The organism is Rhodococcus sp. G6(2025), from assembly GCF_058628105.1.
The window spans coordinates 5,015,178-5,038,096 of record NZ_CP179750.1 but is presented as its reverse complement, the minus strand read 5'-3'; the positions used below and the strand labels follow the sequence as shown (position 1 = coordinate 5,038,096).

At 69.3% G+C, this 22,919-nt stretch carries 23 protein-coding genes; 19 read left to right on the top strand and 4 right to left on the bottom strand.

Features of this window, described 5'->3' with window-relative positions; all coding sequences use genetic code 11:
• Window positions 1–27 precede the first annotated feature (27 nt).
• From dop to prcA, 4 genes are all read left to right on the top strand, one after another.
• Window positions 28–1,527, top strand: a complete 1,500-nt coding sequence (dop, locus tag ACLIVD_RS23105) for a depupylase/deamidase Dop (RefSeq protein ID WP_007299057.1) — start codon at window positions 28–30, stop codon at window positions 1,525–1,527.
• Window positions 1,528–1,697: 170 nt separating this feature from the next.
• Window positions 1,698–1,892: a ubiquitin-like protein Pup gene (locus ACLIVD_RS23100; RefSeq protein ID WP_007299058.1), complete on the top strand. Its 195-nt coding sequence runs from the start codon at window positions 1,698–1,700 to the stop codon at window positions 1,890–1,892.
• Window positions 1,889–2,773 carry a proteasome subunit beta gene (gene prcB, locus ACLIVD_RS23095; RefSeq protein ID WP_037229527.1) on the top strand — a complete coding sequence of 295 codons (885 nt, stop codon included), beginning with the start codon at window positions 1,889–1,891 and terminating at the stop codon, window positions 2,771–2,773. Before ACLIVD_RS23100 ends, prcB begins: the two co-directional genes overlap by 4 nt.
• Complete coding sequence (gene prcA / locus ACLIVD_RS23090) at window positions 2,770–3,549, top strand: proteasome subunit alpha (protein ID WP_280780059.1); 780 nt, start codon at window positions 2,770–2,772, stop codon at window positions 3,547–3,549. Before prcB ends, prcA begins: the two co-directional genes overlap by 4 nt.
• On the opposite strand, the gene ACLIVD_RS23085 is transcribed toward prcA, so the two are convergent.
• Complete coding sequence (locus tag ACLIVD_RS23085; protein WP_491930732.1) at window positions 3,540–5,006, bottom strand: phosphatase PAP2 family protein; 1,467 nt, start codon at window positions 5,004–5,006, stop codon at window positions 3,540–3,542. The two genes, prcA and ACLIVD_RS23085, sit on opposite strands and share 10 nt — an antisense overlap.
• A gap of 73 nt (window positions 5,007–5,079) precedes the next feature.
• Here ACLIVD_RS23085 and pafA point away from each other — a divergent pair, with 73 nt between their 5' ends.
• From pafA to ACLIVD_RS23045, 8 genes are all read left to right on the top strand, one after another.
• On the top strand, window positions 5,080–6,438 hold the full coding sequence (pafA, locus tag ACLIVD_RS23080) for a Pup--protein ligase (RefSeq protein WP_012687833.1): 1,359 nt from the start codon (window positions 5,080–5,082) through the stop codon (window positions 6,436–6,438).
• Window positions 6,439–6,485: 47 nt separating this feature from the next.
• Entirely contained in the window at window positions 6,486–7,478 is a 993-nt protein-coding gene (locus tag ACLIVD_RS23075) for a helix-turn-helix transcriptional regulator (protein WP_280780061.1), read from the top strand.
• On the top strand, window positions 7,475–8,455 hold the full coding sequence (locus tag ACLIVD_RS23070; protein ID WP_491930731.1) for a helix-turn-helix transcriptional regulator: 981 nt from the start codon (window positions 7,475–7,477) through the stop codon (window positions 8,453–8,455). The genes ACLIVD_RS23075 and ACLIVD_RS23070 overlap by 4 nt, the downstream gene beginning before the upstream one ends.
• A complete protein-coding gene (locus tag ACLIVD_RS23065) occupies window positions 8,452–9,516 on the top strand; it encodes a 2-dehydropantoate 2-reductase (RefSeq protein WP_491930730.1) in 1,065 nt (354 codons plus the stop codon). The genes ACLIVD_RS23070 and ACLIVD_RS23065 overlap by 4 nt, the downstream gene beginning before the upstream one ends.
• Window positions 9,517–9,588: 72 nt before the next feature.
• Entirely contained in the window at window positions 9,589–9,864 is a 276-nt protein-coding gene (gene tatA, locus ACLIVD_RS23060) for a Sec-independent protein translocase subunit TatA (RefSeq protein ID WP_005563470.1), read from the top strand.
• 71 nt (window positions 9,865–9,935) lie between these two features.
• Window positions 9,936–10,976: a twin-arginine translocase subunit TatC gene (tatC, locus tag ACLIVD_RS23055; RefSeq protein WP_280780064.1), complete on the top strand. Its 1,041-nt coding sequence runs from the start codon at window positions 9,936–9,938 to the stop codon at window positions 10,974–10,976.
• Between the two features lie 18 nt (window positions 10,977–10,994).
• Window positions 10,995–13,730: a DEAD/DEAH box helicase gene (locus ACLIVD_RS23050; protein WP_317570612.1), complete on the top strand. Its 2,736-nt coding sequence runs from the start codon at window positions 10,995–10,997 to the stop codon at window positions 13,728–13,730.
• Window positions 13,731–13,832: 102 nt separating this feature from the next.
• Entirely contained in the window at window positions 13,833–14,522 is a 690-nt protein-coding gene (locus ACLIVD_RS23045) for a DUF4333 domain-containing protein (RefSeq protein ID WP_095869276.1), read from the top strand.
• A 24-nt stretch (window positions 14,523–14,546) separates the two neighbouring features.
• Here the strand turns inward: ACLIVD_RS23045 and ACLIVD_RS23040 are convergent, their stop codons facing one another.
• A complete protein-coding gene (locus tag ACLIVD_RS23040) occupies window positions 14,547–15,503 on the bottom strand; it encodes a 5'-3' exonuclease (protein WP_491930729.1) in 957 nt (318 codons plus the stop codon).
• Between the two features lie 36 nt (window positions 15,504–15,539).
• On the opposite strand from ACLIVD_RS23040, the gene ACLIVD_RS23035 reads away from it, so the two are divergent.
• Together ACLIVD_RS23035 and ACLIVD_RS23030 are read left to right on the top strand one after the other, a co-directional pair.
• Window positions 15,540–16,679, top strand: coding sequence for a M24 family metallopeptidase (locus tag ACLIVD_RS23035; RefSeq protein ID WP_491930728.1), 1,140 nt, complete (start codon window positions 15,540–15,542; stop codon window positions 16,677–16,679).
• A gap of 114 nt (window positions 16,680–16,793) precedes the next feature.
• Window positions 16,794–17,552, top strand: coding sequence for a polyprenol monophosphomannose synthase (locus ACLIVD_RS23030; protein ID WP_491930727.1), 759 nt, complete (start codon window positions 16,794–16,796; stop codon window positions 17,550–17,552).
• Here ACLIVD_RS23030 and ACLIVD_RS23025 read toward each other — a convergent pair.
• Window positions 17,512–17,925, bottom strand: a complete 414-nt coding sequence (locus tag ACLIVD_RS23025; protein WP_005242958.1) for a TIGR03618 family F420-dependent PPOX class oxidoreductase — start codon at window positions 17,923–17,925, stop codon at window positions 17,512–17,514. The genes ACLIVD_RS23030 and ACLIVD_RS23025 overlap by 41 nt on opposite strands.
• A 30-nt stretch (window positions 17,926–17,955) precedes the next feature.
• On the opposite strand from ACLIVD_RS23025, the gene dprE2 reads away from it, so the two are divergent.
• The 4 genes from dprE2 to ACLIVD_RS23005 are packed head-to-tail and all read left to right on the top strand — an operon-like array spanning window position 17,956 to window position 21,456.
• A complete protein-coding gene (gene dprE2 / locus ACLIVD_RS23020) occupies window positions 17,956–18,732 on the top strand; it encodes a decaprenylphospho-beta-D-erythro-pentofuranosid-2-ulose 2-reductase (protein WP_317570592.1) in 777 nt (258 codons plus the stop codon).
• Entirely contained in the window at window positions 18,729–19,964 is a 1,236-nt protein-coding gene (gene cbiE, locus ACLIVD_RS23015) for a precorrin-6y C5,15-methyltransferase (decarboxylating) subunit CbiE (protein WP_491930726.1), read from the top strand. Before dprE2 ends, cbiE begins: the two co-directional genes overlap by 4 nt.
• Window positions 19,961–20,710 carry a precorrin-4 C(11)-methyltransferase gene (gene cobM, locus ACLIVD_RS23010; RefSeq protein WP_491930725.1) on the top strand — a complete coding sequence of 250 codons (750 nt, stop codon included), beginning with the start codon at window positions 19,961–19,963 and terminating at the stop codon, window positions 20,708–20,710. Before cbiE ends, cobM begins: the two co-directional genes overlap by 4 nt.
• Before the next feature lie 2 nt (window positions 20,711–20,712).
• Complete coding sequence (locus ACLIVD_RS23005; protein WP_283351823.1) at window positions 20,713–21,456, top strand: cobalt-precorrin-6A reductase; 744 nt, start codon at window positions 20,713–20,715, stop codon at window positions 21,454–21,456.
• Between the two features lie 20 nt (window positions 21,457–21,476).
• On the opposite strand, the gene ACLIVD_RS23000 is transcribed toward ACLIVD_RS23005, so the two are convergent.
• A complete protein-coding gene (locus ACLIVD_RS23000; protein ID WP_005256250.1) occupies window positions 21,477–21,914 on the bottom strand; it encodes a cupin domain-containing protein in 438 nt (145 codons plus the stop codon).
• A gap of 240 nt (window positions 21,915–22,154) precedes the next feature.
• Between ACLIVD_RS23000 and ACLIVD_RS22995 the strand changes: the two genes are divergently transcribed.
• Entirely contained in the window at window positions 22,155–22,895 is a 741-nt protein-coding gene (locus ACLIVD_RS22995) for a lipoate--protein ligase family protein (RefSeq protein WP_283351824.1), read from the top strand.
• Window positions 22,896–22,919: the final 24 nt, after the last annotated feature.

Below are 22,919 nucleotides of genomic sequence, written 5' to 3'. Positions count from 1 at the left end.
TGTGGGTGATCGCATAGGCTCGGCAGCATGCAGCGGATCATCGGTGTCGAAGTCGAGTACGGAATCTCCTCACCCAGCGAGCCTTCGGCCAATCCGATCTTGACGTCCACCCAGGCGGTGCTGGCCTACGCGGCGGCAGCGGGAGTGCCGCGCGCGAAGCGCACCCGATGGGATTACGAGGTGGAATCCCCGCTGCGCGATGCCCGCGGATTCGACCTGGGCCGGTTGAGCGGCCCGGCGCCGGTGATCGATGCCGACGAGGTCGGCGCAGCCAACATGATCCTCACCAACGGCGCCCGCCTCTACGTCGATCACGCGCACCCCGAGTACTCGGCCCCGGAGGTCACCGACCCCCTGGACGCCGTGATCTGGGACAAGGCGGGCGAACGGGTGATGGAGGCGGCCGCCCGGCACGCGTCGAGCGTTCCCGGCGCCCCGCGACTGCAGCTGTACAAGAACAACGTGGACGGCAAGGGCGCGTCGTACGGCACCCACGAGAACTACCTGATGTCCCGGGCCACGCCGTTCTCCGCGGTGATCAACGGGTTGACCCCGTTCTTCGCGTCCCGTCAGGTGATCTGCGGGTCGGGACGGGTGGGCATCGGCCAGTCCGGTGACGAGGCCGGTTTCCAGCTGTCCCAGCGAGCCGACTACATCGAGGTGGAGGTCGGGCTCGAGACGACACTCAAGCGCGGCATCATCAACACCCGCGACGAACCCCACGCGGACGCGGACAAGTACCGGCGTCTGCACGTCATCATCGGCGACGCGAACCTCGCCGAGATGTCCACGTACCTGAAGGTCGGGACGACGGCCCTGGTCCTCGATCTCATCGAGGCCGGTGTCGACCTCACCGACCTGCAGCTGGCCCGCCCGGTGACCGCCGTGCACCACATCAGCCACGACCCGACGCTGCGCGCCACCGTCGCGCTGGCCGACGGCCGGGAACTGACCGGGCTTGCCTTGCAGCGAATTTACCTGGACCGGGTCGACAAGTTCATGTCCGCCGAGGGCAACGACGACCCCCGGGTGGCCGATCTGCTGGAGAAGTGGGCGATGGTGCTCGACCTTCTCGAGCGGGACCCGATGGAGTGCGCTCACCTGCTGGACTGGCCGGCCAAGCTGCGGCTGCTCGAGGGTTTCCGGAACCGCGAGGGCCTCAACTGGTCCGCGCCGCGGCTACATCTGGTCGACCTGCAGTACTCGGACGTCCGCCTGGACAAGGGTCTGTACAACCGGCTGGTCGCCCGCGGGTCGATGGAACGGCTGGTCTCGGAGCAGGCGGTGCTCGACGCCGTCGACACCCCGCCCACCGACACCCGCGCCTACTTCCGAGGTGAGTGCCTGCGCAAGTTCGGCGCCGACATCGCGGCCGCGAGCTGGGATTCGGTGATCTTCGATCTCGGTGGCGACTCCCTGGTCCGTATCCCCACCCTCGAGCCGTTGCGGGGCAGCAAGGCGCACGTGGGGGAGTTGCTGGAGTCGGTGGAGACCGCGAAAGAACTCGTCGACGAGCTCACGAACTGACCCGTCGAGCGGTCGCGGACGGATCTGCGCCGGAACTCGCCGTCGCGTCGGCACACGTGCGGCGGCGGCGCTCGGTAGGGTGAAGGTCCGAGCGGATGATGTAGTCAGACTGCTTGGCAGGACAGGACGCTCGGAAGAAGAGCTCCCTTCACACAAGGAGGTCGGCTGCGATGGCACAAGAGCAGACCAAACGAACTGGTGGCGGCGACGAGGACGACACCCCGGGCGCTGACGGTGCCGCGGGTCAGGAACGTCGCGAAAAGCTGGCCGAGGACACCGACGACCTGCTCGACGAGATCGACGACGTGCTCGAGGAGAACGCCGAGGACTTCGTCCGGGCCTATGTCCAGAAGGGCGGCCAGTGACGGCGGATCGACCGGCATTGCGGACAGGCGACGGTGAGACAAGGCTCAGTTTCGGTTCGAATCTGAGCTCGTTCACCGAGTATCTGCGTGGTCACGCACCAGAATTGCTGCCGGAGAATCGGATCGGCCATCGTTCGCACTCGACACGGGGTGGTGACGGGATGGAGAGCGGTGATCTCGCACCGCACGGAACGACGATCGTGGCGCTCACCTACAAAGGTGGCGTCCTGCTCGCAGGCGACCGGCGCGCGACCCAGGGCAACCTGATCGCCAGCCGGGACGTCGAGAAGGTGTACGTCACCGACGAATACTCGGCGGCCGGTATCGCCGGCACCGCGGGGATCGCTATCGAACTGGTTCGCCTGTTCGCCGTCGAACTCGAGCACTACGAGAAGATCGAGGGCGTTCAGCTGACCTTCGACGGCAAGGCCAACCGCCTGGCGTCGATGGTGCGGGGCAACCTCGGGGCGGCGATGCAGGGTCTCGCGGTCGTTCCGCTGCTCGTCGGGTACGACCTCGACGCGGACGACGAGGCCCACGCGGGCCGGATCGTCTCGTACGACGTCGTCGGCGGCCGGTACGAGGAACGCGCCGGATACCACGCGGTCGGTTCGGGATCATTGTTCGCGAAGTCGGCACTGAAGAAGATCTACTCGCCGGACAGCGACGAGGAGACCGCCCTGCGGGCGGCCATCGAATCGTTGTACGACGCGGCCGACGACGATTCGGCCACCGGTGGGCCCGACCTGACCCGCGGCATCTACCCGACCGCGGTCACGATCACCCAGGCCGGTGCCGTGCACGTGTCCGAGGAGACGACGTCCGAGTTGGCTCGGCGCATCGTCGCCGAGCGCACCGAAGAAGGGGGGTCTGCGCGATGACCATGCCGTATTACGCGTCCGCCGAGCAGATCATGCGGGACCGCTCGGAACTGGCGCGCAAGGGAATTGCCCGCGGACGCAGCGTCGTGGTGCTCACGTTCCGCGACGGCGTGCTGTTCGTCGCCGAGAATCCCTCCACCGCGCTGCACAAGGTCAGCGAACTGTACGACCGACTCGGTTTCGCGGCCGTCGGCAAGTACAACGAGTTCGAGAACCTGCGGCGCGCCGGGATCGTCCACGCCGACATGCGGGGCTACTCCTACGACCGCCGTGACGTGACGGGCCGATCGCTGGCCAACGCGTACGCGCAGACCCTGGGCACGATCTTCACCGAACAGCCCAAGCCGTACGAGGTGGAGATCTGCGTCGCGGAGGTCGGGCGCGTGGGCAGCCCGAAGGCTCCCCAGCTGTACCGCATCACCTACGACGGATCCATCGTCGACGAACAGCATTTCGTCGTGATGGGTGGCACGACCGAGCCGATCGCGACCGCCATGCGCGAGTCGTACCGTGCCGACCTCGATCTCGAGGCGGCGGTCGGTATCGCGGTCAACGCCCTGCGTCAGGGTGGTGCCGGAGAAGGCGAGAAGCGCAACGTCGACGTGGCCAGCCTCGAGGTGGCGGTGCTCGACCAGTCCCGTCCTCGCCGCGCGTTCCGGCGGATCACCGGACCCGCGCTCGAACAGCTGATCCCCGCAGCGCCCGCGGCCGCCCCGGAGCCGGCTTCGGAGTCGAAGCCGGACCCCGAGACGAAGCCGGCCGACCCTCAGGTCTGAGGCCGGTATACCGCGATCGCTTCGGGCACCGTCCGGAAGTCGAACCGCAGGGCGTCGGCGACCACTTCACCGTCGGTGGCCAGTGCGACCGGCGAGCCGTCCACGCGGACGGTGAGCCGGGGCACGAGGGATCGCACGTACACCCGGTTGCTTCCGAGTGTCCCGGTGGCGGCGGCGAACAGCAGCCGCGGCCGGGACGCTTTCCGGTCGGCCCGCACGTACCGGACGTCGAGCAGTCCGCCGGTGATGGCGGGACGCGACATCGGAACCTGATCGCCGGGGGAATACCGACCGTTCCCCACGAACAACATCCACACCTTCACGGGCCTGCCGTCGATGGTGACGGCGAGCGGTGTTGCCGCGGAGAGAATCCGGATCATCGCCACACATGCCGCGGGCCACTTCCCGTACCGCGGTTGCCACTTCTCCCGCAGTCGCACCGCGTCGGGATAGCCGCCGAGACTGGCGGTGTTGAGGAACGGCGCCGGCTCCGCGACATCGGTGTGGACGACGGCCTGATCGACGAGAACCGCATGCCCGGTCTCGACGGCGTTCACCGTGTCCGAGATGTCGGCGGCGCCGGCATCCCGCGCGAAGTGATTGAGCGTGCCGCCCGGGAACACCGCCAGCGGCAACGCGTGACGCGCTGCCGCGGACGCGACGGCGACCACGGTCCCGTCGCCACCGCACACCCCGAGGGCGCGCGGCTCCGTATCGGCCACCCAGGCGTCGAGTTGTTCGGCGAAATCGCGGGCGGTGTCGAGTGCGCGCACGTCGGCCTTGGGGAGAGCGGTTGTGATCTCCTCACTCGGATCGACACTGGCCGGCCCGGACTCCGGGTTGACCACCACGAGCAGATCCTCGCCGCCCCGAAGTGCCGGTGCGTCGACGGCGGGGCCCAGCTCTGCCGGTTCCTCCGTGCGCACCGCCCACCAGCGGCGGGTGCCCGACGCGACGGCCCCGCCGAGTAGCAGTCCGGCGGCAACGTCGGTCGGCCAGTGCACGCCGTTGTGCACGCGGGAGTAGGCGACCGCGGCGGCGAGCGGGGCCACGACGGCAGCGGTCGCGGGCGATTCCAGGGCGACACCCGTGGTGAACGCCGCCGCCGACGCCGCATGTCCCGACGGGAACGACGAGGACCGGGGGATCGCCACCCCGCGCAGCACGTTCGTCCATACGCGGGCCGGGGGGCGCCGCCGGGGGAACAGCGGTTTGAGGATGCCGTTGGCCAGACCGCTCGCCATCATGAGGGACAGCAGTCCGCGCACACCACCGCGGCGGGCGCGCCCGCCGACCAGTCCCAGGACCGCCGCCACGAACCACCACAGGAGCCCCTTGTCGGCCGCGCGGCTGAGGAAGCGCATGGCCCGGTCTAGCCCGGAGGGACTCAGATTGGCGCTGCGGTCGAAGACGATCTCGTCGGCCCGATGGATTCGGCGTAAGTGTCGGTTCACCATCTCAGCGTATGCGCGGGGTGTCGCTGGACGGTTTTATCGCTCCGCCGGGTGATCCGCGTTGTACTGTCGAGGTGTGCAGCGACGAATCATGGGAATTGAGACAGAGTTCGGTGTGACCTGCACCTTCCATGGTCACAGGCGACTGAGCCCGGACGAGGTTGCGCGCTACCTGTTCCGGCGGGTGGTGTCGTGGGGCCGGAGCTCCAACGTGTTTCTCCGGAACGGTGCCCGCCTGTATCTGGACGTCGGCTCGCACCCCGAATACGCCACCGCCGAGTGCGACAACCTCATCCAGTTGGTCAACCACGACCGGGCGGGGGAGCGCGTTCTCGAGGAGCTGTTGATCGACGCCGAACAGCGGCTCGCCGAGGAAGGCATCGGCGGCGACATCTACCTGTTCAAGAACAACACCGATTCGGCGGGCAATTCGTACGGCTGCCACGAGAACTTCCTCGTGGCCCGGGCCGGCGAATTCTCCCGGATCTCGGACGTGCTGCTCCCGTTCCTGGTGACGCGGCAGCTGATCTGCGGCGCGGGCAAGGTCCTGCAGACGCCGAAGGCGGCGACGTTCTGCCTGTCGCAGCGCGCCGAGCACATCTGGGAAGGCGTGTCCTCGGCGACCACGCGGTCGCGGCCCATCATCAACACCCGTGACGAGCCGCACGCCGACGCGGAGAAGTACCGCCGCCTGCACGTGATCGTCGGCGACTCGAATATGTCGGAGTCCACCACCATGCTGAAGGTGGGCACGGCGGCGCTCGTGCTCGAGATGATCGAGGCCGGGGTGTCGTTCCGCGACTTCGCGCTCGACAACCCGATCCGCGCCATCCGCGAGGTCAGTCACGACGTCACCGGACGCCGCCCGGTGCGGCTCGCCGGCGGCAGGCAGGCCAGCGCCCTCGACATTCAGCGGGAGTACCACGCGCGCGCGGTGGAACACCTGCAGAACCGGGATCCCGATCCGCAGGTCACTCAGGTCGTCGACCTGTGGGGTCGCATGCTCGACGCCGTCGAGACACAGGACTTCGCGAAGGTGGACACGGAGATCGACTGGGTGATCAAGCGCAAGCTGTTCCAGCGCTACCAGGACCGGCACGGCTTCGAGCTGGCCGACCCGAAGATCGCGCAGCTGGATCTGGCGTATCACGACATCAAACGCGGTCGCGGCGTGTTCGACGTGCTGCAGCGCAAGGGGCTGGTGAAGCGGATCACCGAGGACGAGACGATCGAGGCGGCGGTGGACACTCCGCCGCAGACCACCCGGGCGAAGCTGCGCGGCGAGTTCATCACCGCGGCGCAGGAGGCCGGACGCGACTTCACGGTCGACTGGGTGCACCTCAAGCTCAACGATCAGGCCCAGCGGACCGTGCTGTGCAAGGACCCGTTCCGGTCGGTCGACGAGCGGGTGGAGCGCCTGATTGCCTCGATGTAGCGGCGCTGCGGGAGTCCGTAACGGGCTCACCCACTAGGCTTCCGGGCGTGCCGACTTCCAAGATCGAGCGGTTGATGAACCTGGTGATCTGTTTGTTGTCCACCAGGCAGTTCCTCACCGCCGAGAAGATTCGCGAGAGCGTTGCCGGGTACGCCGACTCCGCCAGCGACGAGGCGTTCAGCCGCATGTTCGAACGCGACAAGAACGAACTCCGGGATCTCGGTGTCCCGCTCGAGACCGGGCAGGCGTCGCGCTTCTCGACGGTCGAGGGCTACCGCATCAACCGCAACGCGTATGAGCTCCCCGACATCGAACTCAGTCAGGAGGAGTCCGCGGCGGTCGCGGTGGCGGTCCAGCTGTGGGAGTCGCCGGAGTTGACGTCCGCGGCCCAGGGGGCACTGCTCAAGCTGCGCGCGGCGGGTGTGCAGGTGGATCCGGATTCGGCGGCCACCCCGATCACGGCGGTGCCCGCCCGCACCCGCGGCTCCGAACCGGCGCTCGGCAAGCTGCTGGCGGCGGTCGACGCCGGCCGCGCCGTGCACTTCCCGCACCGCGGCGCCCTCAACGAGCCGTACACCGAGCGCACCGTCGAACCCTGGGGCGTCGTCACCGCGCACGGCCGGTGGTACCTCGTCGGTCACGACGTCGACCGGGGGGCCGTCCGGACGTTCCGGCTGTCGCGGATCGGCGACGACGTGACGGAGTTCGGACCGTCCGGGGTCGTCCACAAACCGGCGGGCGTCGATCTCCGGGAGATCGTCGACCGGGTCACCGGTTCGGGGGAGGTCACCGGGACCGCCACCGTATGGGTGGCCGAGGGCCGGGCCCAGGAACTGCGCCGACTGGCGACCACGGCGGAGGAGAAGCGGGTGAACGAGCGCGCCGGCACCGTGCTCGGGATTCCGGTCCGCTCCCGGGACTGGATCGCGCGGCTGGTCGCGGGCCACGGGGCGGACGCCCTGGTCCTCGATCCGCCCGAACTACGCCACGATGTGCTGACCAAGCTGAAGGACGCCGCAGGGGAAGGGGGGACGTCGTGAGCAACAGGCTGTCGTCGAGATTGTCCCGGCTCCTCAACCTGGTGCCGTACTTCATCGCGAACCCCGGGATGAGCGCGGCCGAGGCCGCCGCCGAACTGGGCGTCACCACCACACAGCTGATGTCCGACCTCAACCAGTTGTGGGTGTGCGGCCTGCCCGGCTACGGTCCCGGCGACCTCATCGACCTCTCGTTCTCCGAGGAGAGCATCGAGGTGACGTTCTCGGCGGGCATCGACCGACCGCTGCGGTTGACGTCCACCGAAGCCACGGCCCTGCTGATTGCCCTGCGTTCGCTGGTGGAGATGCCGGGCATGGTCGATCCGTCCGCGGCGCACAGCGCGATCGCGAAGATCGAGGACGCCGCGGGCACCGCGGCAGCCCGCGCGGCGGTGACGCCGGCGTCGGAGCGGGAGGCGGTGGAAGATGTGGCGGAAGATCCCATCGCCGCCACGGTGCGGTCCGCGCTCCATCAACGGCACGCACTCCACCTGACGTACTACTCGGCGTCCCGGGACCGCGTCACCGAGCGCACCGTGGATCCGGTGCGGGTCGTGCTGGTCGACAACCAGAGTTACCTGCAGGCGTGGTGCCGGCAGGTAGAGGGAGTCCGGCTGTTCCGGCTCGACCGGATCGACGCCGCCACCGAGCTGGACGAGCCGTCCACACCGCCGGCGCAGGCTCTCGTGCGGGATTCCAACCTGGAATTGTTCAGCGGCGACGCGTCCCTTCCCCAGGCCCGGTTGCACATCGGCGCCGACTGCGTGTGGGTGCTCGACTACTACCCGATGGATGTCCGGACGGTCGCCGCCGACGGCTCGGTGGAGGCGAGCATGAGTTACGGGGCGCTCGAGTGGATGGCCCGGCTCGTGCTGGGGTTCGGGTCCGGAATCAGAGTGCTCGAACCGGCCGAACTGGTCGACGAGGTGCGCCGCCGGGCTGTGGAGGCGCTGTCCGCCTACGACGCCGTCGAGGCATGAGCGGCGACGGGCGTCCGCTGCGGATCAGCGTCTTTGGTGCGGGCAGCATCGGCTGCTATGTCGGGGGCCGGCTCGCCGCGGCCGGTGCCGAGGTGACCCTGATCGGCCGGGAGCGTGTCGGGGCGGAGATCCGCGAACACGGGTTGCGGCTGACGGACCTGCACGGAGCGGACATCCGGGTCGGTGCCTCCGGCATCGCCTTCGCCACCGGCCCGGAGTCGGTGGCCACCGCCGATCTCGTCGTCGTGTCGGTGAAGTCGGCGGGGACACCGGAGGTGGGTGCCGCGCTGGCGTCGGCGATAGGTTCCGACACGGTCGTAGTCAGTGCGCAGAACGGGCTGGGCAATGCGGACACCCTCCGCGCGGCCGTGCCGGAGCAGGTGGTTCTCGCGGCGATGGTGCCGTTCAACGTGGTGCACCGCGGTGACGGGCATTTCCACCAGGGCTCCGAGGGTGACCTCGAGATCGAGCAGCATCCGGCGGTGCGTGCATTCGCGCCGGTCTTCGGCGACGCAGGGCTGCCGCTGCATGCACGTGACGACTTCCGCGCGGTGCAGTGGGCGAAGCTGCTGCTCAACCTGAACAACGCGGTCAACGCCCTGTCCGGCCTGCCGCTCCGCGAGGAGTTGTCGCAGCGGTCGTTCCGGCGTGCGGTCGCGCTGGCGCAGCGGGAAGCGCTGACTCTCCTGACCGCCCGTGGCATCGCTGTCGCCAAGCTCACACCGCTGCCGCCGCAGTGGATTCCCCGGTTGCTGACCGTCCCGGACGCGGTGTTCCAGGTGGCGGGCAGCCGGATGCTGGCCATCGACCCGCACGCGCGATCCTCGATGTGGGACGACCTCGAAGCGGGCCGGCGCACCGAAGTGGACTGGATCAGCGGGGAGATCGTGCGCCTGGCCGCGTCGTCGGGGACGGTCGCACCGATGAACGCGAGGCTGGTCGAACTGATCCGCGAGGCCGAGGCGGGCGGGAACCGGCACTGGTCCGGGGACGCGCTGCTCGCCGAGCTGCGCTCACAGCGGGCACCCGGGAAACCGACAGGTAAACGGCAGCGCAACTAGCCGGTTTCGACCGAACCGGTGCCGTGTATGTCCGGTAGCATCGGGGTCACCTGATCTTTTGGAGGTTTCATCATGGGAGCCATGAGCCCCTGGCACTGGGCCATCGTCGCGCTGGTCGTCATCATCCTGTTCGGTTCCAAGAAGCTGCCCGACGCGGCTCGTGGACTCGGCCGTTCGCTCCGCATCTTCAAGAGCGAGGTCAAGGAGATGCAGAACGACAACAGCACGCCGGCGCCCACCGCGCAGCAGAGCGCGCCCGCCGAGCTGCCCGTGGCGGACACCACCACCGCACCGGTCACCCCTCCGGCGCCGGTGCAGCCGCAGCACACCGAGCCCAAGTCGGCGTAGCCCGAGCCGCCTGACCACCGGGGTGATTCTTCACCCCGGTTGCCTGCTGACCAAGACTAGGGCGAACAACAGTGCGAATTCCGTTCGATCCGCGCCACAGCAAGCGGAGGACCAATCCCGACGGCACCATGTCGTTGGTCGATCACCTCTACGAGCTGCGCACGCGGTTGCTCCTGTCCGTGCTGGCCATCGTGGTCACCACCGCGGTGGGCTTCTTCTGGTACTCCCACCAGATTCTCGGGATCGAGAGTCTCGGTGAGCTTCTGCGTGGGCCGTACTGTTCGCTGCCTGCGTCGAGTCGCGCCGACCTGAGCAACGACGGGTCGTGCCGCCTCCTCGCGACCGGACCGTTCGAGCAGTTCATGCTCCGTTTCAAGGTCGCGCTGACCGCGGGCATCGTCCTGGCCTGCCCCATCTGGCTGTACCAGCTGTGGGCGTTCATCACGCCCGGCCTCTACTCGAAGGAGCGCCGTTACGCGATCGGCTTCGTGGTGTCCGGTGCCGCGCTGTTCATGGCCGGAGCCGTCCTCGCCTACGTGGTCGTCGCGAAGGCGCTGCATTTCCTGCTGACGATCGGCGACAACGTCCAGATCACCGCACTCGGTGGCGCGGAATACTTCGGGTTCATCATCAACCTGCTGATCATCTTCGGAGTCAGCTTCGAGATCCCGCTGCTCATCGTCGCGCTGAACTTCGTCGGCATCCTGCCCTACGCGAAGCTCAAGGCGTGGCGCCGCGGTCTGATCTTCGCTCTGTTCGTGTTCGCCGCGATCGCCACCCCCGGGCAGGACCCGTTCTCGATGCTCGCGCTCGCGTTCGCGTTGACCGTGCTGTTCGAGGTCGCCGTGCAGATCGCCCGCATCAACGACCGCCGCAAGGCCCGTCGCACGGAACAGGAGTGGGGTGCCCTCGACGACGACGAGGCGTCGACCATCGCCGCGCCGTCGGACCTGAACGAGGCGTTCGACGTCGCCGCCACACCGGTCCCCGAGCCGGCGGGCCGGTTCCGGCGGTCACGCAAGTCCGGCAAGTCCGGCGGCGCGAACAAGAACGACGACGCGAGCACGACCGGCAGCAACACACCGGGTCAGGACTTCTCCGACACCCTGTGACAATCTGACGGGGTGGCAGTGACAACAGGTGACACGACCGGCGGCACCGAACTCGACGTGTTCTCGGCGCAGCTCGGCTTCGTGCTCGACCCCTTCCAGATCAACGCCTGCCGCGCGCTCGAGGGCGGCCACGGCGTCCTCGTCTGCGCCCCGACCGGCGCGGGCAAGACCGTGGTCGGCGAATTCGCCGTGCATCTGGCGCTCACGTCCGGTCGCAAGTGCTTCTACACCACACCGATCAAGGCGCTGAGCAATCAGAAGTACGCGGAGCTGGTGCGGCGTTACGGCAAGGACACCGTCGGGCTGCTGACCGGCGATTCGAGCATCAACTCGGACGCCCCGGTGGTCGTCATGACCACCGAGGTGCTGCGGAACATGCTGTACGCCGACTCCCCGGCGCTGCGCGGGTTGTCCCACGTCGTCATGGACGAGGTGCACTTCCTGGCGGACCGGTTCCGTGGGGCCGTGTGGGAAGAGGTGATCCTGCACCTGTCCGAGGATGTCCGACTCGTGAGCCTGTCGGCGACCGTCAGCAACGCCGAGGAGTTCGGCGCGTGGATGGAAACGGTGCGCGGCGACACGACCGTGGTGGTCGACGAGAACCGCCCGATCCCGCTGTGGCAGCACATCATGGTCGGGAAGCGACTGTTCGACCTCTTCGACACGAGGGCGCGCAGTGGGGACGCGCTCAAGGATCTGGTGGTCGACCAGGATCTGGTCCGTCACGTCAAACAGCGACAGGCCCTCGAGCGCGCCGACTCGTGGGAGTCGCGTGGCAGGGGACGCCGCGGCGGCGGGCGCGGGTTCTCCAGCGATTTCCGGCCGCTGCCCCGACCGGAAGTGATCTCCCGCCTCGACGACGAGGGACTCCTCCCGGCGATCACGTTCATCTTCAGCCGCGCCGGGTGCGACGCCGCGCTGGCGCAGTGCCTGCGGTCTCGCCTCGATCTGACGACGCCGGAGCAGGTCGCCGAGATCCGGACCATCATCGACGCCCACACCGCCGAACTACCGAAGGCCGATCTGGAGGTCCTCGGGTACTGGGAATGGCGCAAGGCGCTCGAGCGGGGCCTCGCCGCGCACCACGCGGGGATGCTGCCCGCGTTCCGGCAGACGGTCGAGGAGTTGTTCGTCAAGGGACTGGTCCGGGCCGTGTTCGCCACCGAGACGCTGGCGCTGGGCATCAACATGCCTGCCCGCACGGTCGTCCTCGAACGCCTCGTCAAGTACAACGGTGAGGCCCACGCCGAACTCACCCCGGGGGAGTACACGCAGCTCACCGGCCGGGCCGGACGTCGCGGCATCGACATCGAGGGTCACGCGGTGGTCCTGTGGCAGCCCGGGGTGGAACCCGTGGACGTCGCCGGGCTGGCCTCCACACGCACGTTCCCGCTCCGCAGCTCGTTCCGTCCCGGCTACAACATGACCATCAACCTGGTCGATCGCATGGGAGCCGCGGAATCACGGGCCCTGCTCGAGCGGTCGTTCGCCCAGTTCCAGGCCGACCGGTCGGTGGTCGGCCTGACGCGGGGCATCGAACGCAACGAGGCCGCGCTCACCACGCTCCGCGAACGGCTGGGCGGCGAGGACGGCGAGTACTTCGAGTACGCGCGCCTGCGGGAGGAACTGAGCAACAGGGAACGGTCACTCGAACGGGCAGGTCGAACCGAACGCCGGGACGCCGCCGTCGCCTCGCTCGTCGCACTGCGGCGCGGCGACGTGATCGCGATCCCGGTGGGACGGCACTCGGGTCTGGCCGTGGTGCTGGAACCGGACCGGGACCCCACGGATCCGAAGCCGCTGATCCTCACCGAGGCGAAGTGGGCGGGCCGGGTGTCGGCCGGCGACTTCCCGGAGCCCGCACGGTCTTTGGGATCGATGCGGTTGCCGCGGCGCTTCGATCATCACACCGCCCGGGTGCGACGCGATCTGGCATCGGCGTTGCGCAGCACCGGAATCGTCGCGCCGGGACGCCGGAAGCGGAAGAAGTCGGGTGCTGCCACCGACGACGCCGAGATCGCACGGCTGCGGCGCGCCATCCGGCAGCACCCGTGCCACAGTTGGCCCGACCGCGAACAGCTGAGCCGGATCGGTGAGCGCTACAACCGGCTGGCCCGCGAGACGGAGACGATGCGGCAGAAGGTGGCTGCCACGACGAACTCGTTGGCGCGCACGTTCGATCGCATCCTGTCGCTGCTCGCCGAACGCGACTACATCTCGCCGGGCGAACACCCCGACGCCACCGAACACGGCACACGGCTGAGTCGAATCTATTGCGAGAGCGACCTCTTGGTGGCCGAGTGCCTCCGGCAGGGTGTGTGGAAGGGTCTCGGGCCCGCGGAACTCGCCGCCGTCGTGTCCGCCGTGATCTTCGAATCGCGCCGTGAAGGGGACACCGTCGAAGGCGGCGGTCCGGGAGCACTACGGCACGCCCTCGACGAGACCGTGCGGGTGTGGCGGGAGCTGCGGGCGGACGAGATCCGGCACAAATTGCCGCCCACCCGTGAGCCGGACCTCGGCTTCGCTGCCGCGATCTTCCACTGGGCGAGCGACAATTCGCTCGTCGAGGCGCTGATCGCGGCAGGAGATCAGGGGCGTGCGCTGTCTGCCGGCGACTTCGTGCGGTGGTGCAGGCAGGTGATCGACCTGCTCGAACAGGTCCGGTCGACGTCCCCCGATCCGCAGGTCGGCAAGGCAGCAGGTCGTGCGGTCGCGGCGATCCGCCGCGGTGTCGTCGCCGTGGATGCTGCGTGACCCGACGCCGTGTGGTTGGATTCGCACGCCGTCCGAGGGCCCGAATCCGATGGTGGGGCGTTACGGTAGGTACAAAACTTGACACGTGAGCGGGAGGCGACGATGAGCGGCCCTTACGGACCGAACGACCCGAACGGGCAATGGGCCCAGGGACAGCAACCGGGCCAGGGTAACCCTGACCAGACCGGCGGCCAGTACGGGGCGCCGCAGTACGGTCAGCAGCCGCCCGCCCAGCCGTGGGGACAGCCGGCACCGGGTCAGCCTCAGCAGCCCGGGCAGCCGCAGTGGGGTCAGCACCCGCAGCAGCCCGGACAGCCGCAGTGGGGTCAGCAGCCGCAACCCGGTCAGCTCGGACAGCCGGGTCCGGGACAGTGGGGTCAGCAACCCGGGCAGCCGCAGTGGGGTCAGCAACCGGGTCAGCCGCAGCAGTGGGGCCCGACCCCCGGCCAGCAGCAGTGGGGGCAGCCGCCGTCGTCGGGGAAGTCGAAGCTGCCGTTGATCATCGGCGGTGTGGTGGCTCTGCTGGTGATCGTGGGTATCGCCCTGGTGCTCGCGTTCACGGTGTTCGGCACGGACACACTCGACCAGAAGGCGGCCGAGGATGGTGTCGAGCGCATCGTCACCGATTCGTACGGCGCCGAGAACGTATCCGGTGTCACGTGCCCCGCGGATCAGGAAGTGAAGAAGGGCAACAGCTTCACGTGCAGTCTCACCGTGGACGGTGAGAAGAAGCAGGTCACTCTCACCTTCACCGACGACAAGGGCACGTACGAGGTGAGCCGCCCCAGTTAGACACGCCCTCGGCCCACCCGGCCGTCACGGAACTCGTGCGGCGGCCACCTTTTTCATCGCCGCCGTGAGGCGGCCGACGGAATTCTCGATTCCGAGTTCCTCCGCCAGCCTGCCGAGCCGGTCCGCATCGACCGGTTCGGCCGGCAGCGTGTCTTCGCGGGACAGTTCGACATCCGCGTTCCGCACCACCCGCACCACCGGCAGTGCCGCGTCGAGATAGTCGGCTGCGGCGGCGAATTTCGCGCGCGCACCCTTCGCCATGTCGGATTCGGGATCGACTGCGGCGGCCCGCAGGGCGGCGAGCGATCCGTACTGCATGATCAGGCTCGACGCGGTCTTCTCGCCGATTCCCTTCACGCCCGGCAGCCCGTCGGACGAGTCGCCGCGCAGCAGGGCGAGTTCGGAGTAGGCCTCACCGGCCCGGTCGGCGGGCACCCCGTACTTGGCTGCGACCTCTTCCGGCCCGAGCAGTTCGGCCTTGGCGAGGCCGCGCACCACGTACAGCACCCGCACCGGCACCGGGTCGTCCGTGACGACCTGCAGGAGGTCGCGGTCGCCGGTGACGACGATGGTGGTGTCGCGAGTCTCGGTGGCGGCCAGGGTGCCGAGAACGTCGTCGGCCTCGAGGCCTTCCGCACCGGCGGTCGCGATTCCGGTGGCGGCCAGGACATCCAGGATCATCGGGACCTGCGGCGACAGGGTGTCGGGAACCTCTTCCTCCGCCCCGCCGGTGTCCTCGGCGACCCGGTGCGCCTTGTAGGTGGGCACGGCCTCGACGCGGAACGCCGGCCGCCAGTCGAGGTCGAGGCACACCGCGAGCCGGGACGGCTGATGCTTGGTGATCAGTGCGGCCACCATGTCGGTGAACCCGCGCACCGCGTTGACGGATCGACCGTCGGGTGAGGTGATCGAGTCGGGTAGCGCGTAGTACGCGCGAAACCACAGGCTGGCACCGTCGAGGAGAAGCAGAGGCCCTGTCATGACCCTCATCCTGCCAAACCGGTTTAGCCTGAAGCCATGAGTTCCCTCGGCGCATCGACTTCTCGCTTCCCGACCACCATCTATGCCGACCGGATCGCTCGCGCAGGCGCACTGGCCCGCGACGCCGGCCTCGACGGCCTCCTCATCACCCCCGGACCCGACCTGCGGTATCTGCTGGGTTCGCGCGCGGAGTCGTTCGAACGGCTCACCTGCCTGGTGATTCCCGCGAACGGCGACACCGCGTCCGTGGTCGTGCCGCGGCTCGAACTGGCGTCGCTCACCGAGTCGGCCGCGTCCGAACTGGGGTTGACGATCCGCGACTGGGTCGACGGGGTCGACCCGTACGCGTTGGTGTCGGGACTGCTGCCGTCTCCTGCCCGGACCGCGGTCACCGATGCGATGCCTGCGCTGCACCTGATTCCGCTGTCGGAGGCGCTCGGCGTGCTGCCGGTCCTGGCCACCGGGGTGCTGCGGGAGCTGCGGATGGTCAAGGACGACGCGGAGATCGACGCGTTGCGCCGGGCCGGTCAGGCCATCGACCGGGTCCACGCCCGCATGGGGGAGTTCCTGAAGGTCGGCCGCACCGAGGCCGAGGTGGCGGCCGACATCACCGCCGCGATCCTGGCGGAGGGGCACACCGAGGCGGCGTTCGTCATCGTCGGCTCGGGACCGCACGGCGCCGACCCGCACCACGAGGTGTCCGAGCGGGTCGTCGAATCGGGTGACGTCGTGGTCATCGACATCGGCGGACCCGTCGAACCCGGCTACAACTCCGACTCCACCCGCACGTACAGCATGGGTGAGCCCGATCCGGGTGTGGCCGCCAAGTTCGCGGTGCTCGAGGAGGCGCAGGCGGCGGCCGTCGACCTGGTGCGCCCCGGCGTCACCGCGGAAGCGGTCGACGCGGCCGCCCGCGACCTGCTGGCCGCGCAGGGGCTGGCGGAGGTGTTCGTGCACCGGACCGGGCACGGAATCGGGTTGTCGGTGCACGAGGAGCCGTACATCGTGTCGGGTAACGCGATCGAACTGGCCGAGGGGATGGCGTTCAGCGTGGAGCCCGGCATCTACTTCCGCGGGGAGTGGGGTGCACGGATCGAGGACATCGTCATCGTGACCGCCGACGGCTGTGAGCCGGTCAACACCCGGCCGCACGGGCTGACGGTTCTCCCCGGCTGAGCGCCGGGAGCGTGCGGGGTGCGGCGCGGGTAGTAACATCTTCCATTTGTTCACGACCGCACTCGCCGCTGCACGTCTGCGGAGAGTCGGGATCACAGATCACGCGAAGGTGTCATGGAAAGCGTCGCCCCGAAGGTAACCGTCGTCGTACCGACCTACAACGAACGCGACAACCTGCCCAAGATCGTCGAGCTTCTCGCGGCGTCGGAAATTCCGAACCTGCATGTGCTGGTCGTCGACGACAACTCGCCGGACGGCACCGGTGAGGTCGCCGACACCCTGGCGCAGAGCGGTCCGATCCCGGTCGGAGTCCTGCACCGGACCGTGAAGGACGGCCTCGGGCGGGCCTACGTCGCCGGGATGAGGAGGGCTCTGGACGAGGGCGCGGACATCGTGATCCAGATGGACGCCGACCTGTCGCACCCCACCGAGGCCATTCCGCGGATGGTGGAGACGCTGGCGACGACGGACGCGGCCGTCGTGCTCGGCTCCCGCTACGTGGCGGGCGGCGCGGTCGCCAGCGACTGGCCCTGGCATCGCAAGGCGCTGTCGGCGTGGGCGAATTTCTACGTCAACGCGATCCTGCGGCTGCGCGTCAAGGACGCCACCGCCGGGTTCAAGGCGTGGCACGCGGACACGCTGCGGGCCATCGACGTCGACGGTGTGCAGAGCAACGGGTACGCGTTCCAGGTGGAGATGAACTACCGCACGGTGCAGCGCGGCATGACCATCGCGGAGGTCCCGATCCGGTTCGAGGAGCGCACCGACGGCGTGTCCAAGATGAGCCTCGCCGTGCAGATCGAGTCCGCGCTGGTCCCGTGGAAGCTGCGATTCAGTGGTGCCGCAGCGCAGCCGAGCCGAGTACGCGGCTGACGGCGATCTCCACGACCACGCGGGTCGGGTTCACCCGGGGCTGGCGGTACCTGGCGGCGTAGCGGGCGACGGCGTCGGCGACGGACTCGGGGTCGGTCAGGACCCGGGCGGGACCCTCGAGGGTCATCCAGCGCGGTCCGTCCACCTGGCTCACCGCGCCGTATCCTCCGCGTTCGGCGTTGAGGGCCTTCTGCGAGGAGCCGTTGGTGATGACCCGCGCCAGCCCGTGCTCCTGATCCCAGGTGAAGCCGACGGCGACGACGTGCGGGGTGCCGTTCTTGCGGAGCGTGGTGAGCGTCCCGAGGTGGTATTCGCCGAGGAAGGTGAGTGCCGCGTCGGTCAGGCGGATCGGGGTGGAGGGGGTGCGGTCCATGCTCCGACGGTAATCCAGGACACTGGACTGGTGAGCCTGGGATCGAAGAAGAACAGCGGCAAGCCCGGCGACGACGGGGTGGTACTCCTCCTCGGTGGTCGCAGCGAGATCGGCCTCGAGATCGCGTCCCGGCTCGCGCCCGGCCGCACGATCGTCCTCGCGGCCCGCCGCAGCACCGAACTCGCAGCCGAACGGCAGGCGCTGCTGGACGCGGGCGCGTCCGTGGTCGACTGCGTGGAATTCGATGCCGACGACCTGGACAGCCACGAGAAGCTGCTGCGGTCCGTGGTGGACGCGCACGGCCCGCTGTCGGTGGCGGTGCTGGCGTTCGGCATTCTCGGCGATCAGGCGCGCGCCGAGCGGGACGCACGGCACGCCGTCGCCGTGGTCCACACCGACTACGTCGCGCAGGTCGCTGTGCTCACGCATCTCGCCAGCCTGCTCCGGGAACAGCGGTCGGGGCGGATCGTGGTGTTCTCGTCCGTCGCGGGTGTGCGTGTGCGCCGGGCCAACTACGTGTACGGGTCGGCGAAGGCGGGCCTGGACGGGTTCGCCTCCGGTCTCGGTGACGCCCTCCACGGTAGCGGTGTCTCCCTCCTGCTCGTCCGGTCCGGTTTCGTGATCGGCCGGATGACCGAGGGGATGTCGCCGGCGCCGATGTCGAGCACACCGGCACAGGTCGCGGACGCTGTCGTGCGCGGTCTGCACCGCGGTGCGAGCCGAGTGTGGGTGCCGGGACGGTTGCGCCCGGTGTTCTTCGTCATGAGGTTGCTGCCGCAGGCGATCTGGCGCCGGATGCCGCGATGACCGACCCGATCGTCGTCGTCGGGATCGGCGCCGACGGGTGGGACGGTCTGTCGCCGTCCGCGCGACGCGCGATCGAGGGCGCCGACGTGGTGATGGGTTCGGGGCGGCAACTCGCCCTGCTTCCGGAGTCGCCGGCGCTGCGGGTGGCCTGGCCGTCGCCGCTCGTCCCCGCGCTACCGGGCCTGTTCGAACAGCACCACGGGAGGCGGGTGTGCGTCCTGGCCAGCGGAGACCCGATGTTCCACGGTATCGGCGTCACCCTCGTCGACCTGCTCGGCGCGGAGCGGGTTCGGGTGATCTCGCACCCGTCCTCGGCCACCCTGGCGTGCGCGCGGCTGGGCTGGGCCGCGCACGAGACGCCCGTGGTCAGTCTCGTGAACCGGCCCGTGGGCGCGCTCCTGCCTGCACTCGGCGATCACACGCGACTGCTCGTGCTGAGCCGCGACGAGCACACCCCCGCTGCCGTGGCCGAGCTCCTGACGAAACACGGGTTCGGACCGTCGCGGCTCATGGTGCTGGGCGAACTGGGCGGACCCGACGAGTCGAGGCTCGACGGAACGGCGTCGGCCTGGCCGCACGAACCGGGGGCCCGGCTGAACGTGATCGCGATCGACTGCCGGGCCGACTCCGGCACCCTCCGGATGACCCGGATGCCCGGACTGCCCGACGTCGCGTTCACGGGCGACGGGCAGATGACCAAACACGAGATCCGCGCCCTGACGCTGTGCGCCCTCGCCCCGGCGGCGGGGGAGTTGCTGTGGGATGTGGGAGGCGGGTCCGGCACGGTCGCGATCGAATGGATGCGTACCCACCCCCGCTGCCGGGCCGTGACTTTCGAGCGCAGCGCGGCACGCGTCGACCAGATCGAGTCGAACGCGGCCGCGCTCGGGGTGCCGTCTCTCGCCGTGTTCGGCGACGCACCCGCGGCGTTCGAGGACGTACCACCCGCGCTGTCCACACCGGACGCGATCTTCGTCGGCGGTGGTGTCACGCAGGACGGCCTGCTCGACGAGTGCTGGTCGCGGCTCCGGGCCGGCGGCCGGATGGTGGTCAACGCAGTGACGACGGAATCGGAAGCGCTTCTGCTGCAGTGGTTCTCGAAATGCGGCGGGCAGCTCCGCAAGTTCCAGGTGTATCGCGGTGAGCCACTCGGCGGGTTCACCGCGTGGCGGCCGCAACTGCCGGTGGCGCAGTGGTCGGTGACGAAGCAGTCGAAAGGTGATGCGGCATGACGGTGTACTTCATCGGGGCAGGTCCCGGCGCGGCCGACCTGGTCACGGTCCGCGCGCAGCGGATCATCGCGGCGAGCCCCGTCTGCCTGTATGCGGGCAGCCTCGTCCCGCAGGAACTCCTTGCGGAATGCCCCGAGGGTGCGCGGGTGATCGACACGGCGCGGCTGAGTCTCGACGAGATCGTCACCCTGCTGATCGAGGCGGACGCGGCCGGTCAGGACGTCGCGCGCCTGCATTCGGGTGACCCGTCGATCTTCAGTGCCGTCGCCGAGCAGGTGCGCCGGCTCGAAGCCGCCGGCGTCGCGTACACCGTGGTGCCCGGAGTGCCCGCGTTCACCGCGGCGGCGGCGTCGCTGGGGCGGGAGCTGACCGTTCCCGGTGTCTCGCAGTCGATCGTGCTGACCCGCGTGTCCACGTTGTCCACCGCGATGCCGGAGGGCGAGGACCTGCGTTCCCTCGGCCGCAGCGGTGCCACGATGGTGGTGCACCTGGGTGCGCACCGGATCGATCAGATCGTCGAAGAGCTCACCGAGAACTACGGCCGCGACTGTCCCGCCGCCGTTGTCGCGTTCGCCTCGCGTCCCGACGAGATCGTGCTCCGCGGCACCCTGGCCACGATCGCCGATCAGGTGAAGGCGGCGGGCGTCACGAAGACCGCTGTGGTAATCGTCGGGAAAGTGCTTGCGGCCGAGGGATTTCCGGACAGTTACCTGTATTCCGCCACGCGCGAGCGCACCACCCACTGAGCGTGGCGCGGATCCTGATCCTCGGCGGCACCGGGGAGGCCCGAGCGCTTGCCGCCGCACTCGCGGACGTTCCGGGTGTCGACACCGTGTCCTCCCTCGCCGGCCGGGTCCGTGATCCGCGCCTGCCCGTCGGTGACGTGCGGATCGGCGGATTCGGGGGAGCGGACGGACTCGACGAGTGGCTGCGCGCGCATCCCGTCGCCGCGATCGTGGACGCCACGCACCCGTTCGCGGCGAAGATCACGAGCAACGCCGCCGAGGCCGCGCACCGTCGCGGGATACCGCACGTCGTCCTCCGGCGCCCCGAATGGTCTCCGAATCCCGGCGAACGCTGGCACCGCGCCGCCGACCTCGCCGACGCGGCCACACTGCTGCCCGACCTGGGAACGAGAGTCTTCCTCACCATCGGCAGGCAGGGTGTCGACGCGTTCGCCGGCCTGCACGCACTGTGGTTTCTCATCCGCGCGATCGATCCCCCCGATGTGGCGACGCCGCCGGAGTCGACGCTGCTCCTCGCCCGCGGGCCGTTCGCGGTGACCGACGAGATCGCGCTGATGCGCGAGCACCGCATCGACGTCCTGGTCACCAAGAACAGCGGCGGCGGTCAGACCGACGCGAAACTCGACGCCGCCCGCGCACTGAGCGTTCCGGTACTGATGATCAGCCGTCCACCGTTGCCGTCGGGAACGACAACGGTGGACGACGTCGCGGGAGCGGTCGAGTGGATCGACTCGGTCACCCGATGAGGAGGCGGGCGCGGTGACCGTCAGCAGGCCGGCGCCGGCGCGTCCTCGGACAGGGGCTTGCCCTCCGGTTCCGTGTAGAACGCGAGCAGCACCAGCGGTTCGGTTCCCAGATTCGAGCCCTCGTGGACGTGATCGCTTCCGTGGTCCTCGGTGATCGCCTGACCGGCTGTCGTCACCGCTTTCGTGCAGTCCTGCAGAGTGCGGGACAGCACACCGGATTCGACGAACGCGTACACCGGACCGTCGTGGTAATGCCATCCCGTCGTGCCGCCGGGGGCGATCTCGATGCGCCGCAGCGTGAGATCGGTGCCCGCCGAGCTTCCGGCGACCGCCGGAACCGTCGTCTCGAACAGAACCTGCGCGGTCACCCCCGAGGACGGCGTGGCCTGGGCGGGGGAAGCGGACAGCACCGCGGCTACGGCACAGGACAAGACGACCACACTCGATCTGAGGAGCATCGTGACGACCTCTCGGCGCGCTGGCCCTGCACACTGCGCGCAGGCATCCAGGGGGAGTGCCTTTCGGCGTGTCCAGGGTAGGGCTCCGGAGGGAGCGGCCGCGGGGATATCCGCGAACCCGATCCCGGTCGCCTACCTCAGGGTGCTCTCGTCGTCGCCCTCGGCGACACTGTAAAGGCGTGCCGGTCGCGGCGATGATGTCGTGGCCGTGGGGTTGCGGAGCGGACCGACGGGACGAGCATGACGATCGAGCAGTTGCTGACCACTCACTTTCCGGACGATCCCGTGTTGGACGCGGCGCTTGCCACGGCGCTTCTGCGTCGCACCGCGCGGGAGCCGAATGCCCCTGCGCTGATCCGCATCTACAGTCCCGCGCGGACGCTGTCGTTCGGGCGGCTGGACGCTGTTCGACCGCAGTTTCCGGCCGCCGCCGCGGCGGCGCGGCGACATGGATTCACCCCCGTCGTCCGAGGGGCAGGCGGTCGGGCGGCGGCCTACCACGAGCAGACCCTCGTCGTGGAGATGTTCTCCCGCGACACGGAGGGCATGGTCGGGGCCCGGCCCCGCTTCCAGCGCATCACCCCGCGGCTCGTCGACGTGCTGAGGAAGCTGGGTGTCGACGCTCGCATCGGACCGGTGCCCGGTGAGTATTGCCCTGGTGATTGGACGGTGAACGGCGCGGGCCGCGTCAAGCTCGCAGGAACCGCGCAGCGAATAGTCGCCGGGGCGTGGCTGTTCGGCTTCGAACTGGTGGTGTCCGATTCCGACCCGGTGCGGGCGGTGCTCACCGATGTCAACGCCGCGCTCGAGCTGGAGTTCGACCCCGGTACGGCGGCGTCCCTGACCGACATGAATCCGGCCGTCACCCTCGACCAGGTCCAGGCCGCGGTCCTCGCCGAGGTCGGCGTGGTCCGCGAACTGACCGCAGACCACGACGTACGCGAGGAGGCCGCGACCCTGCGCGACGCACATGTGGCGTGAGGGTCACCGCGCCGGGCGTTGACC